This window comes from Microbacterium phyllosphaerae, assembly GCF_050628115.1.
GTDB classification, from domain to species: Bacteria; Actinomycetota; Actinomycetes; order Actinomycetales; family Microbacteriaceae; genus Microbacterium; species Microbacterium phyllosphaerae_A.
In genome coordinates this window covers 1,572,370-1,586,509 of record NZ_CP192502.1, presented here as the reverse complement: position 1 = coordinate 1,586,509, position 14,140 = coordinate 1,572,370, and the positions used below count along the sequence as shown (strand labels likewise).

General features: G+C 68.6%; 11 protein-coding genes and 1 riboswitch. Of the genes, 2 read left to right on the top strand and 9 right to left on the bottom strand.

What is annotated here, in order from left to right; all coding sequences use genetic code 11:
- Positions 1-56: 56 nt before the first annotated feature.
- The gene (locus ACQ4LY_RS07370; RefSeq protein WP_431075368.1) at positions 57-818 is read right to left on the bottom strand and encodes an SDR family NAD(P)-dependent oxidoreductase; all 762 of its coding nucleotides are present in this window, start codon (positions 816-818) and stop codon (positions 57-59) included.
- A 165-nt stretch (positions 819-983) separates the two neighbouring features.
- Positions 984-1,706 (bottom strand): hypothetical protein, encoded by a 723-nt coding sequence (locus tag ACQ4LY_RS07365; protein WP_431075367.1) that lies wholly within the window; start codon positions 1,704-1,706, stop codon positions 984-986.
- A 70-nt stretch (positions 1,707-1,776) separates the two neighbouring features.
- On the opposite strand from ACQ4LY_RS07365, the gene ACQ4LY_RS07360 reads away from it, so the two are divergent.
- The gene (locus tag ACQ4LY_RS07360) at positions 1,777-2,502 is read left to right on the top strand and encodes a phosphotransferase (protein WP_431075366.1); all 726 of its coding nucleotides are present in this window, start codon (positions 1,777-1,779) and stop codon (positions 2,500-2,502) included.
- Between the two features lie 3 nt (positions 2,503-2,505).
- On the opposite strand, the gene ACQ4LY_RS07355 is transcribed toward ACQ4LY_RS07360, so the two are convergent.
- The 5 genes from ACQ4LY_RS07355 to ACQ4LY_RS07335 form a co-directional block, all read right to left on the bottom strand.
- Entirely contained in the window at positions 2,506-3,795 is a 1,290-nt protein-coding gene (locus ACQ4LY_RS07355; protein WP_431075365.1) for a hemolysin family protein, read from the bottom strand.
- A 94-nt stretch (positions 3,796-3,889) separates the two neighbouring features.
- Complete coding sequence (locus ACQ4LY_RS07350) at positions 3,890-4,945, bottom strand: TerC family protein (protein ID WP_431075364.1); 1,056 nt, start codon at positions 4,943-4,945, stop codon at positions 3,890-3,892.
- A 233-nt stretch (positions 4,946-5,178) separates the two neighbouring features.
- A complete protein-coding gene (locus tag ACQ4LY_RS07345) occupies positions 5,179-5,976 on the bottom strand; it encodes an energy-coupling factor transporter transmembrane component T family protein (protein ID WP_431075363.1) in 798 nt (265 codons plus the stop codon).
- The gene (locus tag ACQ4LY_RS07340; protein WP_431075362.1) at positions 5,973-7,433 is read right to left on the bottom strand and encodes an ABC transporter ATP-binding protein; all 1,461 of its coding nucleotides are present in this window, start codon (positions 7,431-7,433) and stop codon (positions 5,973-5,975) included. Before ACQ4LY_RS07340 ends, ACQ4LY_RS07345 begins: the two co-directional genes overlap by 4 nt.
- The gene (locus tag ACQ4LY_RS07335) at positions 7,430-8,089 is read right to left on the bottom strand and encodes an ECF transporter S component (RefSeq protein ID WP_431075361.1); all 660 of its coding nucleotides are present in this window, start codon (positions 8,087-8,089) and stop codon (positions 7,430-7,432) included. Before ACQ4LY_RS07335 ends, ACQ4LY_RS07340 begins: the two co-directional genes overlap by 4 nt.
- A riboswitch (TPP riboswitch) is annotated at positions 8,083-8,192 on the bottom strand. Its footprint overlaps the gene before it by 7 nt.
- Before the next feature lie 82 nt (positions 8,193-8,274).
- Here ACQ4LY_RS07335 and ACQ4LY_RS07330 point away from each other — a divergent pair.
- On the top strand, positions 8,275-9,822 hold the full coding sequence (locus ACQ4LY_RS07330) for a D-alanyl-D-alanine carboxypeptidase (protein WP_431075360.1): 1,548 nt from the start codon (positions 8,275-8,277) through the stop codon (positions 9,820-9,822).
- A gap of 317 nt (positions 9,823-10,139) precedes the next feature.
- On the opposite strand, the gene ACQ4LY_RS07325 is transcribed toward ACQ4LY_RS07330, so the two are convergent.
- Both ACQ4LY_RS07325 and ACQ4LY_RS07320 read right to left on the bottom strand, forming a co-directional pair.
- A complete protein-coding gene (locus tag ACQ4LY_RS07325) occupies positions 10,140-12,398 on the bottom strand; it encodes an ABC transporter ATP-binding protein (RefSeq protein ID WP_431075359.1) in 2,259 nt (752 codons plus the stop codon).
- Complete coding sequence (locus ACQ4LY_RS07320) at positions 12,395-14,122, bottom strand: ABC transporter ATP-binding protein (protein WP_431075358.1); 1,728 nt, start codon at positions 14,120-14,122, stop codon at positions 12,395-12,397. The genes ACQ4LY_RS07325 and ACQ4LY_RS07320 overlap by 4 nt, the downstream gene beginning before the upstream one ends.
- Positions 14,123-14,140: the final 18 nt, after the last annotated feature.

Below are 14,140 nucleotides of genomic sequence, written 5' to 3'. Positions count from 1 at the left end.
TTGCAGTTTTGCGGGCTCGAATCTCACCAAGTGCGCGATTCGAACGCCGGGGAGTTCTACTTCGGCGCCATGCGGATCGCGCCGTCGAGGCGGATCGTCTCGCCGTTGAGGTAGCCGTTCTCGACGATCTGCTGCACGAGGGCGGCGTACTCGTCGGGGCGGCCGAGCCGCGAGGGGAACGGCACCTGCTGGCCGAGCGAGTCCTGCGCGGCCTGCGGAAGCCCCATCAGCATCGGCGTCTCCATGATTCCGGGGGCGATGGTGCAGACGCGGATGCCGTGGCGCGCGAGCTCCCGCGCCACCGGGAGGGTCATGGCGTGCACGCCGCCCTTCGACGCGGAGTACGCGGGCTGGCCGATCTGACCGTCGAAGGCGGCGACGCTGGCGGTGTTCACGATGACGCCGCGGTCGCCGTCATCGGTCGCGTCGTTCTTCGCGATCACCGCGGATGCCTGTGAGAGGACGTTGAACGTGCCCACCAGGTTGATGCGCACGATGCGTTCGAAGTCGGCGAGCACGGCCGGGTTGCCTTCGCGGTCGAGCACCTTGGCCGGAGGGGCGATCCCCGCACAGTTGACGACGACGCGCAGCGGCGCTGCGGCCTGAGCCGCCGCGGCGGCTGCAGCCGCGTCCTCCGCGCTCGTGACGTCGCCGGGGGCGAACACTCCTCCGAGTTCGGCGGCGATCTCGGCGCCGGCCGAAGAAGGGAGGTCGAGGATGGTCACGACGGCACCGGCGGCTGCCAGCCTGCGTGCGGTGGCGAGGCCCAGACCCGACGCACCGCCGGTGATGAGAGCACTCGAGCCCTGGATCTGCATGCGGTTCTCCTTCGAAGCGTGTGCGACTCAGTGTCAGTTTAGCTGATTCCGAGTTTCAGTCGATGCACGACGGCTCACGTCCCGACCGCATCGACACCGAGCCTACGCGCACACACGAAAGGGGGAGAGCCGCACGGCCCTCCCCCTTTCGTCGACGCGTCGCGCTCAGACCTCGATCTGCGCGGCGATGCCCTTCAGCTTGTGGCGGGCGAGGGCGAGGTTCGCCGCTGCCCGGTTCAGCACGAGATAGATGAACAGTCCGTTCGCACTCTGCGTGTTGAGCACGTTGATCAGGTGGTACTGCGAGCTCAGCGTGATGAGGATGTCGTCGATCTCGTCGGCGACACCGAGATCGCGCATCGTGGTGAGCTTCGCGCGCACGACGTTGGAGTTGCCCGCGGCCGCGATGCCGAGGTCGAACGACGGGTTGCCGCCCTGGGCGAGAGCCATGCCGCTGCCGTAGTCGACGATCGCGGCGCCGGTCGCGCCCTCGATCGCCAGCAGCTGCTGCAGGGCGTCGTCAAGTGAACTCATGTTGTACTGCTCCTCTGTGGTGGTGCGTGTGTCCGCGACGGGCTCGTCTGCCGTGGAACCCTTGGCGTCTTCGGCCCGGATCCACTCGACGAACCGATCGAGGTCCCCCTCGTCCGGCTCCCGTGAAGAGATCGCCGGAGCCCTCGGCAGCTCACTCGCGACGCCCTGGCCTGCGGCCGCAGCGTCGACCTCGGGCGAGCTCGCCGCAGCGTCGACCTCGGGCGAGCTCGCCGAAGCGTCGACATCACTGCCATGGCGTCGCCACCACTGCGATCGGGACGAAACGCGCACGAAGACCTCGGTGTATCGGAAGGGAGGGATGAAGCGGTCGCCGACGGCGACCGGGATCGACACTAACCGCGTCCGAGCCCGCAGAACCAGGAGAATATGTGCATACCGATATACGTTCCGAAGGGGGCGATACATGAGCATTCCGGACACCGTGGTCGAGATCCCGGCGGTCGTGCGCGCGCTCGCCGGAGAGGCCACCCTGACCCCTGTCTGGCTCAACGGCATCGGCGGTCTCACGTTCCGCACCGACGACGAGCGGTACATCAAATGGGGGCCGCACGATGCCGAGGCCAACATGCGCGACGAGGCGGAGCGGATGCAGTGGGCTCGGCAGTGGATCGCGGTGCCGGAGGTCTTGGAGCAGGGGCAGGATGCCGAGCACGAGTGGCTCGTCACGGCAGCGCTCGCAGGCCGCAGCGCGGTGGACCAGCGGTGGCGCGACGATCCGGAGACCGCCGTGCGCGCGGTCGGCGTCGCGCTGCGCACGCTGCACGAGTCGCTGCCCGTCGAGCAGTGCCCCTGGACCTGGGACCCGGCGTGGAGGATCGCGAACGCCCGTGAGCGGGGTGTCGAGGTGCCGGGCGTTCTGCTCGCGCCGCCACCCGTCGACCGACTCGTCGTGTGCCACGGCGACGCGTGCATGCCGAACACCCTGCTCGATGACGACGGCCGCCCGCTCGCCCACGTCGATCTCGCCGCTCTCGGCACGGCGGACCGCTGGGCGGACATCGCCGTCGCCTCGATGAGCACGACGTGGAACTTCGGCCCGGGGTGGGAGGACCTGCTCATCGAGGCCTACGGCGTCACCCCCGATCGGGAGCGGCTGGAGTACTACCGGAGGCTCTGGAACGAGAGCTGAGCGTCACTCCCGCGCGTCGAGTTCGGCATCCTCGTGCACGGCGACCCGGATCTCCGCGATCCGGCGGCGGTCGACGGCGGTCACCCGGATCGTCGCACCGGGCACGTCGACCGAGTCGCCGACCACCGCGAGGCGCCCGAGCATCTCGGTGACGAAGCCCGCGACCGTGTCGGACGCGCCGCGGGGCAGGTCGATCCCGGTGATCTCGGAGAAGTCCTGCAGGTTGAGACGGCCGTCGAGTGCACCGCCGGCATCCGGCAGCCGCTCTTCGGTGTCGTACTCGTCGAAGATCTCGCCGACGACCTCCTCCACGAGGTCCTCGAGCGTCACGATGCCGTCGGTGCCGCCGTACTCGTCGACGACGACGGCGATCTGGTGACCGGCAGCCCGCATGCGGGTCAGCGTCGGCAGCACACCGGCCGTCGACGGCACGTATTCGACGGGACGCATGAGTCCGAGGACCGGACGCGTCGCGTCGTCGGCGGCGGCCTCGAACAGGTCGCGCACGTGCACGAAGCCGACGATGTCGTCGAGAGAGGCGTCGATCACCGGGTACCGCGAGAACGGCAGCTCCCTGACCTGGGCGATGGAGTCCTGAAGCGTCGCCGCGCCGTCGAGCGCGACGACCTCGGGGCGCGGCCGCATGACCTCGCTGACCTGGCGGCCGCGCAGCGACAGCACGTCGTCGAGGATCCGGCGCTCGTCGTCGGGCAGGCTCTGGTGCGTCGCGACGATGTCGCGCAGCTCCTCCTCGCTGAGTTGTTCCGCCGCCTTGTGCGGATCGCCGCCCAGCAGACGCACCACGGCGTTCGTCGACACCGAGAGCAGCCAGATCACCGGGCGCATGACCGTGGCGAAGCCGTCGAGCACCGGCGCGACCGCGTACGCGAACTGCGCGTTGCGCTGAATCGCGAGGCGCTTCGGCACGAGCTCGCCGAGCACGAGCGACAGGTACGCGATCACCAGCGTCAGCAGGACCGTCGCGAGGGTCATGGCGAGCGGCGCCGCGACCCCGAGATTCTCGAGCAGCGGGGCGACAGAGGGGGCGATGGACGTCGCACCGTATGCCGCCGAGGCGAACCCGGCGACCGTCACACCGATCTGCACGGCCGAGAGGAAGGTGTTGGGGTTGCGGGCGAGGCCCGCGACCTTCTCGCCGCGCCTGCCACGAGCCGCGATCGCGTTGATCTGGCTCTCCCGCAGCGTGACGAGGGCCATCTCGGTCGCGGCGAACACGCCGCCGACGAGGACGAAGACGAACACCAGGGCGATGTTCAGCACGAGGTCGCCCATCAGAGCGACACCTCGCGAGGTGCAGGGGCGCCCGAGGTCGTTCGGGCGCCGGGTCTGTCAGGGTCTGCGGACGCGTCGGATCGGCGCGACTGGTTCACGATCGTTCCTTCTGGATGTCGGTGGTGAGGCCGGTGTCGGTGGTGAGGGATGCAGAGGTCGAGGAGGAGTTCTCTAGCGCATCGCGCCGGTCGTCGCGGCGCGTCTTCATGAGGCTCGCGACGGTGGCGACCGCGATGGTCGCGCCGATGAACACCAGCGAGAACCAGATCGGGATCTCGGGCGCCCACAGCATCGGCTCACCGCCGTTGATGAACGGCAGCTCGTTGACGTGCATCGCGTGCAGCACGAGCTTGACGCCGATGAAGGCGAGGATGACCGCGAGGCCCTGCGCGAGGTACACGAGGCGCTCCAGCAGACCGCCGATGAGGAAGTACAGCTGGCGCAGGCCCATGAGCGCGAAGGCATTGGCCGTGAAGACGATGTACGCCTCTTCGGTCAGGCCGTAGATCGCGGGGATCGAGTCGACCGCGAAGATCAGGTCGATGAAGCCGATCGCGATGATCACGAGGAACATCGGGGTGAAGAAGCGCTTGCCGTCGCGCTGCACAGTGAGGCGGTCGCCGTTGTACTCGTCACTCACCGGCAGGATGCGGCGCACGAAGCGGATGAATCGGCCGTTGGCGGGGTCCGACTCACCGTGGGCGAACGCCTGGCGGTACGCCAGGAACAGCAGCAGGGCGCCGAAGAGGTAGAAGATCCAGGAGAAGTTCTCGATCAGCGTGGCACCGAGGGCGATGAAGCCACCGCGCATGATCAGCGCGATCACGATGCCGATCATCAGCACCTTCTGCTGGTAGATCCGCGGCACGGCGAACCCGGTCATCACGATCAGGAAGACGAAGAGGTTGTCGATCGACAGCGCCTTCTCGGTGAGGTAGCCGGCGAAGTACTCGCCGCCGTACGTCCACCCCGAGACGGTGCCGATGCCGACGCCGAACAGCAGCGCGAGACCGATGTAGAAGGCCGACCAGCGGGCGGACTCGCCGATGGTGGGCTCATGCGGCTTTCGCACGTGGGCGAAGAACTCGTACACGAAGAAGGCGATCGTGACGGCGATCGTGATGATCCACACGAGGGGTGTGATGTTCAAGGAGGTCTCCAGAAGACGTAGGCGTGACGATGTCGACGCCAAGGTCTTCTCCATCCTCGAGAACGAGGACCGGGGACCCGGGATGCAGGGACATCCGTAATGACGAGCCGCCCGTGGTGGAGTACTCCCCTTGGGTTCACTCGATGCTAGCGAATACATCGGCATTCCAGCTATGAGGAAGCTGAGTATGCGCTGGCAGCGTCGCGCCGGAGCGTGGCGGCTCCGGCTCTTCGTCAGGCCGTCGGGCCGAGGATGAAGTTCCACGCCCCCGTCAGCACGGCCACGGTGATCGCGACGATCGGGATCACCGCGGCGACCAGCACGAGGAGCGTGTCGCGCCGATCCCACACCGATTCCCTGGCCCACGACCTCGGCCCGCTTCCGCCGAACCCGCGCGCCTCCATCGCTGTGGCCAACGACGAACCGCGCCGGATCGCGAGCACGAACAGCGCGAACGCCATGCCGAACGCGCGGCGCACGCGACCCTCGTCGGCGACGCCGCGGGCCCTCCGGGCGAGGGACAGCGCTCGCCAGTCCTCGACAAGCAAGCCCAGCATCCGCATTCCGGCGAGCGCCCCGACGACGAACCGAGCCGGGAGCCTGACCCGCTGGGCGAGACCGTCGGCGAGGTCCGTGGGATCCACCGTGATGAACAGCACCACCGCGGGCAGACCGATCGCCAGCACGCGCACGGCGGTCGCGGCGGCGAGCGCCAGCGATCCGTCACTGACACGCATCACCAGCCATTCGAAGTGGATCGTGCCGCTGGTCGCGCCGTACAGGGCGATCGTGACGGCGCCGAGCGGGGCGGCGATCCACAGCACCGCTGTGCGGGTCCAGAACTCCTTCGCGCGGAGGCCGGCGAGCAGCAGGAGCGGGATCTCGAGCAGCAGCGCGACCGATGCCGACACGACGTCGATCGTCAGCACGAGCGGCAGCGCGATGAGCAGAGCCGCAGCGAGCTTGGCCAGGGCGGCGCGCGGAGCGATCGGTCCCGGTCGCTCGATACGGGCCGTGAGCGGATCGATCATCGGCCGACCTCGATGCGGCGGGCGTGGAGGGCGTCCAGCACCGCCTCGTCGTGACTGATCGCGACGATGGCCGTGCCCTCATCGCGCAGGCGGGCGATCAGGCCGACCAGCTCGGCCCAGGTCGTCGCATCCTGTCCGAACGTGGGCTCGTCGAGCACCAGCATCCGGGGGCGGGTGGCGAGAGCTGCGGCGACGGTGAGCCGTCTCTTCTCGCCGCCCGACAGCGTGTAGGGGTTCGCGCCGGCGAGTGATGTGAGTCGTAGCCGATCGAGCAGGTCGTCGACGCGCACGGCGATCTCGGCCTCCGGGAGCTTCAGGGCTCGCGGGCCGACCGACAGCTCATCCCGAACCGTCTTCGCGAGCAGCTGGTGCTCGGGCGTCTGCGTCACCGTCGCGATGCGAGTGAGCAGAGCGCGAGACAACCAGCGGAAGGGATCGCTCTTCTCCCCCGCGGCGAGGGCGGGGAGCGCCGAGACCAGGCCGCTCTCGGCCGGGATGAGCCCCGCCAGCGTGAGCCCGAGAGTCGATTTTCCGGCGCCGTTCGCGCCCGTCACCCCCAGCGCCTCACCGGCGCGCACGTCGATGTCGAAGGGACCGGCCACCGCCAGCCCGCGTCGTCGGGAGGCCGAGAGCCCTCGCGCCTCGAGCAGCGTCTCCCCCGGCCGCTGCGACGGTGCCGGCGGTGTGGCGGGCGGATGCCCCGGGACCCACACTCCGGATGCCGCGAGCTCTGCGCCGCGTGCGCCGAGCACCTCGTCGGGGCTGCCGTCGGCCAGGACGACCGTCCCCTCGGGGGCGGCGCCGAGCACGATGACGCGGGTGACCAGCGGCAGCCAGACGTCGATGCGGTGCTCGATCACGACGAGGGTCGCGCCGCTGAGGTCGAGAGCGGCGGCCACGGCATCCCGCACATCCTGCACGCCCTGCGGGTCGAGGTTGGCTGTCGGCTCGTCGAGGAGGATCGCGCCGGGGCGCATCGCGAGCACCCCGGCCAGGGCGAGGCGCTGCTTCTGGCCGCCCGAGAGTGCCGCTGTCGACCGATCCAGCGCGACGTCGAGGTCGACGGCATCCAGCGCCGTGCGCACGCGCTGCCAGATCTCGTCGCGAGGGACGCCGAGGTTCTCGCATCCGAAGGCGACATCGTCGCCGACCCTGGCGAGGATCGTCTGGGTGTCGGGGTCCTGAAGGACCATGCCGACGCGCCCGCGCGCATCGGTGGGCTTCTGCCCGTCGACGAGCAGCGCACCCTGCGTCTCGCCCTCATCGGCCCCGCCGAGCACACCGCCGAAGCCCTGCAGCAGAGTCGACTTGCCCGAGCCCGAGGCGCCGAGCAGCAGCACCCGCTCCCCCGGCTCGATGCGCAGGTCGACATCACGCACTGCCCACCGCAGCCGCGTCGCGTACCGCCACCCCCAGCCGCGGGCTTCGAGGGAGGCGGGCGTCGTGGGCGAGGTCACACCCGTGCGGTGACCTCGCGGCCGGCAGCGAACCGACCGAGAGCGCCGGTCGCCGCGAGTCCTCGGGCGATCAGCCAGGCGCCGAGCCCCGCGATGATCGCACCCGAGATGGTCGTCGAGACGATGTAGACGGTGGTGAACAGCGTGTCAGCCCCGGCGTACCAGAGGATGCGGTCATTGATGCCGCAGGCGAGGCCTGCACCCGCTCCCGCGAGCATGACGACGGGAAGGCGCCAGACGCCGTAGAGGAAGACGAGGAAGATCAGCTCCGCACCGAGGCCCTGCACGAGGCCCGAGACGATGGTGAGCGGCCCCCAGGCGTTGCCCACGAGCGCCGAGATGACGGCGGCGACCAGTTCGGTGTAGAGCGCGGCGCCGGGCTTGCGGATGATCAGACCACCGAGCACTCCGGCGATCAGCCATGGACCCGCGAGCAGGCCCTGCACGCCCGGGAGCAGGGGGGTGAGGATGTTGCTCGGCACCTCGTACCCGACGTTCCAGAGCAGGAAGACCAGGGCGCATGCGACGGCGATGACGCTGGCCACGACGATGTCGACGACCCTCCACCGCCAGAGCTCCGGGCGACCGAGACCCTTCGAGGGGGATGCGGTGGCGGATGCCGATTCCGTGGTGGATCCGGACGTGGATGTACTCATCAGTGACTCCTCCCTGCGCTGGCATTACCCAGATCAGGTTCGACGGTCGAAGCGCGATTCGCTCCCTCTCAGCCCGGCTCGCCGGACTCCCGTGGTTGTTATCACGATCTTACCCAGTGCCGACACTCGCGTCTGCTCCTGTTGCAGCGCCGCGGATCTGCGCGCGAGTTCGGTACCGTGAGGAGGTGACCGCTCCTGAATCCGCCGAGGCCACCGCCTCCGACGCGCCTGCAGGCGACGCGCCCGTGGTCGACGCGCCAGTGGTCGACGTGACTCGAAGTGACGCCCCGAGCGCGACGGGCGCCACACCCGCGACGCCCGTCGAGCGCGACACACTGGCGGTGTTCGACGACGAGCCCGAGGCGCAGTGGGCGGAGGCTGCGAGCGGAGGCACACCGCTGACCTGGGTCGACCCGGTCAGGGTCGCAGAGGAGACGTCCGGCGGCTCGCTCGACGAGAGCGCTGGCCCCGCGTCGGGAACCGCACTGCTCAAGGATGCTCGACTGCGGCCGGCGATCGCACGGCCGGGGGTTCTGGTGCCGCTCGCCGTTCTCGTCGGCTTGGTCGCCTCCTACGCGGGGACGACCTTGCTCTGGCCTCTGCACGAGGTGGCGCCGACCGTGCAGGCGGTCGAGGTCACACCTGCCGCCGCGGACGCGGCAGCGATCTCGTGGCCCACCCAGGGAAGCGGCGCCGTCGGTGTCGGCGGGCTCTCCACCACCTCCTCGTCTCTCGACGCCGCGGCGATCGCGAGCGTCACGAAGGTCGTATCGAGCCTGATGGTCCTCGAGCGTATGCCGCTCGCCGAGGGCGAGCAGGGTCCGGAGTTCTCCTTCACCCGGGCGGACAACCTCGCGTACTGGGACTATCGGCGCTCCGACCAGTCGGCGCTCGACGTGCCCGTCGGCGGCACACTCACCGAACTGCAGCTGCTGCAGGGGACTCTGCTGGGTTCCGCGAACAACTACATCGACCGCCTCGCCAGGGAGATCTGGGGATCGGAGTCGGCGTTCTCCTCCGCCGCGACCGTCTGGCTGCGCGACCGCGGTCTCGAGGGCATCACGATCGCCACGCCGTCGGGCTTCGACGCCCGCAACACGGCCACGCCTGAGTCCCTCATCGCGCTCGCCGAGATGGCGATGCAGAATCCGGTCTTCGCGGGCATCGTCGGCACCCCCTCGATAGACCTCCCCGGTGCAGGAACCGTCACGAACACGAACGGGATGCTCGCGGATGCCGGGGTCGTCGGCGTCAAGACGGGCACGCTCGGCGACAGCTGGAACCTGCTGACCGCGAAGGACATCACCGTCGACGACATCACGGTGCACCTGTACGCCGCCGTGCTCGGGCAGGCCGATGACGAACAGCGCCTGGCTCAGACCCGCTCGCTGTTCTCGCAGGTCGAGACCGCGCTGCAGGCGCAGGCACCGGCCGTCGCGAAGGGCACGGTGGTCGGGACCGTCACGACCCTGTGGGGAACGACCACGGATGTCGTCGCGGATGCCGATGCCGATCTCGTGATGTGGAACGGGGCGACCGCGCAGACGACTTCGACCTTCAACCTCGGGGAGAACCGCGAAGACGGCGACGAGATCGGCACGGTCACGAGTGTCGGACCGTTGAACACCGTGACGACGTCGGCATCGCTGGCAGACGACGTGGACGCACCCAGCCCGTGGTGGCGGATGACTCATCCGCTCGAACTGTTCGGGCTCACTGAAGCGCAGCGCTGAGGCCGGGCCGTACCCCCGGCTGGCGCGCCGTGCGCCAGGTATCCGAGGCGCCCTGAGACGCCCTGAAGTGCGCGCTCGCCGAAGCCTGCAGTGCCCGGCATACTCCAAGCCCGGAACCCAGAGCCCGGACCCTCAGCCCGGAACCCTGAGCACGAAACCCTGAGCACGAAACCCTGAGCACGAAACCCTGAGCTCGAAACCCTGAGCACGAAACCCTGGAACCCTTAGCCGGGAAGCCTGAGCCCGGGAGCCCGTACGCAGACGCCCCGCCCCGGATCAACGGGGCGGGGCGTCTGTCGGTTCACGCTGCGTTCGCGTCAGCCGTTCTGACCACCGGAGTCCGGTCGCTCGACGATCGCCTGGGCTGCAGCGGTCTCGGCCGCAGGGGTCTGCGCACCCACCGACGCGCCGACCTGCGCGGCTGCTGCTTCTTCTTCCGCGTCGCCGCTCACGACGACCGGAGTCGTTCCCGTGAGCGCGTCCTCGGCGTCGATGTCCGTCGCCGCCTGCTCGAACTGCGACTGGTACAGACGCCAGTAGGCGCCCTGCGCGGCGATGAGCTCGTCGTGCGTGCCCTTCTCGACGATGTCACCGTGTTCCATCACGAGGATGAGGTCGGCGTCGCGGATGGTCGACAGGCGGTGGGCGATCACGAACGACGTGCGCCCCTGCCGCAGAGCCGCCATGGCGTGCTGCAGCAGCAGCTCGGTACGCGTGTCGACCGCCGATGTGGCCTCGTCGAGGATCAGGATCGACGGCTGGGCGACGAACGCCCGCGCGATCGTGATCAGCTGACGCTCACCGGCCGAGACGTTCGACGCGTCCTCGTCGAGCACCGTGTCGTACCCCTCGGGGAGGGCGTGCACAAAGCGGTCGACGTACGTCGCCTTCGCCGCCTCGAGCACCTCGTCGTCGGTCGCGGTCGAGCGGCCGTACCGGATGTTCTCGCGGATGCTTCCGGCGAACAGCCACGGATCCTGCAGCACCATGCCGGTGCGGGAACGCAGCTGGTCACGCGTGACCTCGGAGATGTCCTGACCGTCGAGCAGGATGCGCCCGCCGTTCAGCTCGTAGAACCGCATGATCAGGTTGACCAGCGTCGTCTTTCCCGCCCCGGTGGGGCCGACGATCGCGACGGTCTGGCCCGGCTCGACACGGAACGAGAGGTCGGTGATCAGAGGACGCTCTGGTGTGTAGGAGAACGCGACGTTCTCGAACTCCACGACGCCCTGGCCGTCTGCGAGCGCCGGAGCGTCAGCGTCATCGGCCTCCTGCTCCTCGGTGTCGAGAAGCTCGAACACCCGCTCGGCCGACGCGGTTCCCGACTGCACGACTGCGGCCATCCCGCCCAGCTCCGACAGCGGCTGTGTGAACTGCTGCGAGTACTGGATGAACGCCTGCACGTCACCGAGGCGCAGCTGGCCGTTCGCGACCATGAGCCCGCCGAGCACGGCGATGCCCACATAGGTGAGGCTGCCGACGAAGGTCATCGCGGGCATGATGATGCCCGAGAGGAACTGCGCCTTGAAGCTCGCCTGGAAGAGCTCTTCGTTCTCGTCCTTGAACTTCTCGAGGGCGTCCTGCTCGCGTCCGAAGACCTTCACGAGCGCGTGGCCCGAGAATGCCTCCTCGACGCGGGCGTTCAGACGACCGACCTTGCGCCACTGCGTGCCGAAGGCCTTCTGAGACCTCGGTCCGATGACACCGAAGATCACGCCCATCAGCGGGAGGGCCACGAGTGCGACGAGCGCGAGCTGCCACGAGATCGAGAACATCAGCACCAGCACGCCCACGACCGTGAGGACGGCCGTGATCGCACCGGACAGCGACTGCTGCATCGTCTGGGTGATGTTGTCGATGTCGTTCGTGACACGCGAGATCAGGTCACCGCGCTGCACCTTGTCGAAGTACGACAGGGGTAGACGGTTGATCTTCGCCTCGACCTGCTCGCGCAGGCGCCACATGGTGCGCACCATGATGACGTTGATCACGTAGCCCTGGATCCAGCTCAGGAAGGCGGCGACGATGTAGATCGCGAGGACCGCGATGATGACCCACCGAAGCGCGTCGAAGTCCACGCCGTCCCCGACCTGGAAGCTGCCGAGCGCCGCGACCTGGTTCGCGTAGTCGTCCTGCCCGCCCTGGCGGAGGGCTGCGACCACGTCGTCCTGCGATGTGCCCGCCGGGAAGCCGGGGAAGTCGCCGTTCGCCTGCCCGAGCTGCACCGAGATGAAGCCCTTGTAGATGAGGTTCGTGGCTTCGCCGAGCACCTTCGGTGCGGCCACCGTGAGCACGACGCCGACCGCGCCGGCGATCGACACCAGGATGAACCAGACGGCCGAGGGCTTCAGCAGTCCGATCATCCGGCTGAAGCTCTTGCCGAAGTTGTCGGCCTTGCCCGGTGCGACGCTGTCCCAGCCGCCACCGTTCTGGCGCGCCTTCTCGGCGAGCTCAGCCTCGTACTTCTCTTCGTCCGTCAGTTCCGGCTCGGCCGTCGCGGTGGTCGCCTTCGCCTCGGTTGCGGTCGCCTTGGCGGCGCGGCCCCGACGTGTCTGGGGTTCGTTCTGCTCGCTCATGCGTCCACCCCCAGCTGCGACTCGACGATCTCTCGATAGGTCGTGCTCGTCTCGAGGAGTTCCTCGTGCGTGCCGACGCCGACCATGGTGCCCCCTTCGAGCACGACGATGCGATCCGCATCGGTGATGGACGAGACGCGCTGCGCGACCACGATCTTGGTCACGTGAGGCAGCTCGCGCCACAGCGCCTGCCTCAGATGCGCGTCGGTGGTGAGGTCGAGCGCCGAGAACGAGTCGTCGAACACGAGGATCTGCGGCTGCCGCACGATCGCACGGGCGATCGCGAGACGCTGACGCTGCCCACCCGAGACGTTCGTGCCACCCTGCGTGATCCGCGAGTCGAGGCCCTCGGGCATCTCCTCGACGAAGTCCCGGCCCTGCGCGATCTCGAGGGCATGCCACAGCTCGTCGTCCGTGGCGTCTTCGCGGCCGTAGCGCAGGTTCGATGCGACGGTTCCCGTGAACAGGAACGGTCGCTGCGGAACGAGCCCGATGGTCGCCCACAGCGATTCGACGTCGGCCTTGCGGACGTCGGCTCCTCCGACGAACACCGCTCCGCCCGTGGCATCGAAGAGTCGTGGGATCAGCGAGACGAGCGTGGTCTTGCCCGCACCGGTCGAGCCCACGATCGCCACCGTCTCGCCGGGCTCAGCCGCGAAGCTGATTCCGGTGAGCACAGGCGAATCCGCGCCGGGATACGTGAACTCGACGTCGTCGAACGCGACCGCACCCGGAGCCGGGAAGTCGGTGACGCCGTCGGTCGGACGTTCCATGCTCGAGGTCGTGTCGAGGACCTCGCCGATGCGCTCTGCCGAGACGGCTGCGCGCGGGATCATGATGGCCATGAAGCTCGCCATGATGACGCCGCCCATGATCTGGCCGATGTACTGCATGAAGGCGAAGATCGTGCCGACCTGCACCGTGCCGCTGTTGACCTCGATGCCGCCGAACCAGACGACAGCCACGACCGTGACGTTGAGGATCAGCATGAACAGCGGGAACAGGAGCACGAACAGCGAGCCGACCTTGCGGCCGACGACCATGATGTCGGTGTTCGCTTCACGGAACCGCTCTTCTTCGATGCGCTCGCGCACGAAGGCACGGACGACGCGCACACCGGTCAGCTGCTCGCGCATGACGCGGTTCACGGTGTCGAGCTTGCCCTGATAGCTGCGGAACAGCGGCACCATGCGGCTCACGACCAGACCGGCGACGATCAGCAGGAGCGGCACGGAGACCGCGATCAGCCAGCTGAGACCGATGTTCGTCTGCACGGCGAAGATGATGCCGCCGATCGCGAGGAGCGGCGCGGTGACGAGCATGGTGGCGCCCATCATCGCGAGCATCTGCACCTGCTGCACGTCGTTCGTGTTGCGGGTGATGAGGGAACCCGCCCCGAACTGCGAGACCTCGCGCTCAGAGAATCCGCTCACCTTGCCGAACACGTCGGCGCGGATGTCGCGGCCAGCCCCCATCGACGCACGGGCGGCGAAGTAGGTGGCGATGACCGAGGCGATGATCTGGCCGAGCGACACGGCGAGCATGAACAGGCCGGTGCGCCAGATGTAGTCGGTGTCGGACTGAGCGACGCCCTTGTTGATGATGTCTTCGTTGAGACGGGGAAGGTACAGAGTCGCGATCGCGCTGGCGAACTGGAACACCAGCACGGCCACGAGCAACCACTTATAGCGGGACAGATATCGAACGAGGATTTTTCCCAGCACAGGCGGACTTTCTAGGAA

Bases quoted from the DNA above. Each gene is read 5' to 3' on its own strand.
- ACQ4LY_RS07370 (WP_431075368.1), bottom strand. From the start codon at position 818: ATGCAGATCCAGGGCTCGAGTGCTCTCATCACCGGCGGTGCGTCGGGT.
- ACQ4LY_RS07360 (WP_431075366.1), top strand. From the start codon at position 1,777: ATGAGCATTCCGGACACCGTGGTCGAGATCCCGGCGGTCGTGCGCGCG.
- ACQ4LY_RS07355 (WP_431075365.1), bottom strand. From the start codon at position 3,795: ATGGGCGACCTCGTGCTGAACATCGCCCTGGTGTTCGTCTTCGTCCTC.
- ACQ4LY_RS07345 (WP_431075363.1), bottom strand. From the start codon at position 5,976: ATGATCGATCCGCTCACGGCCCGTATCGAGCGACCGGGACCGATCGCT.
- ACQ4LY_RS07335 (WP_431075361.1), bottom strand. From the start codon at position 8,089: ATGAGTACATCCACGTCCGGATCCACCACGGAATCGGCATCCGCCACC.
- ACQ4LY_RS07325 (WP_431075359.1), bottom strand. From the start codon at position 12,398: ATGAGCGAGCAGAACGAACCCCAGACACGTCGGGGCCGCGCCGCCAAG.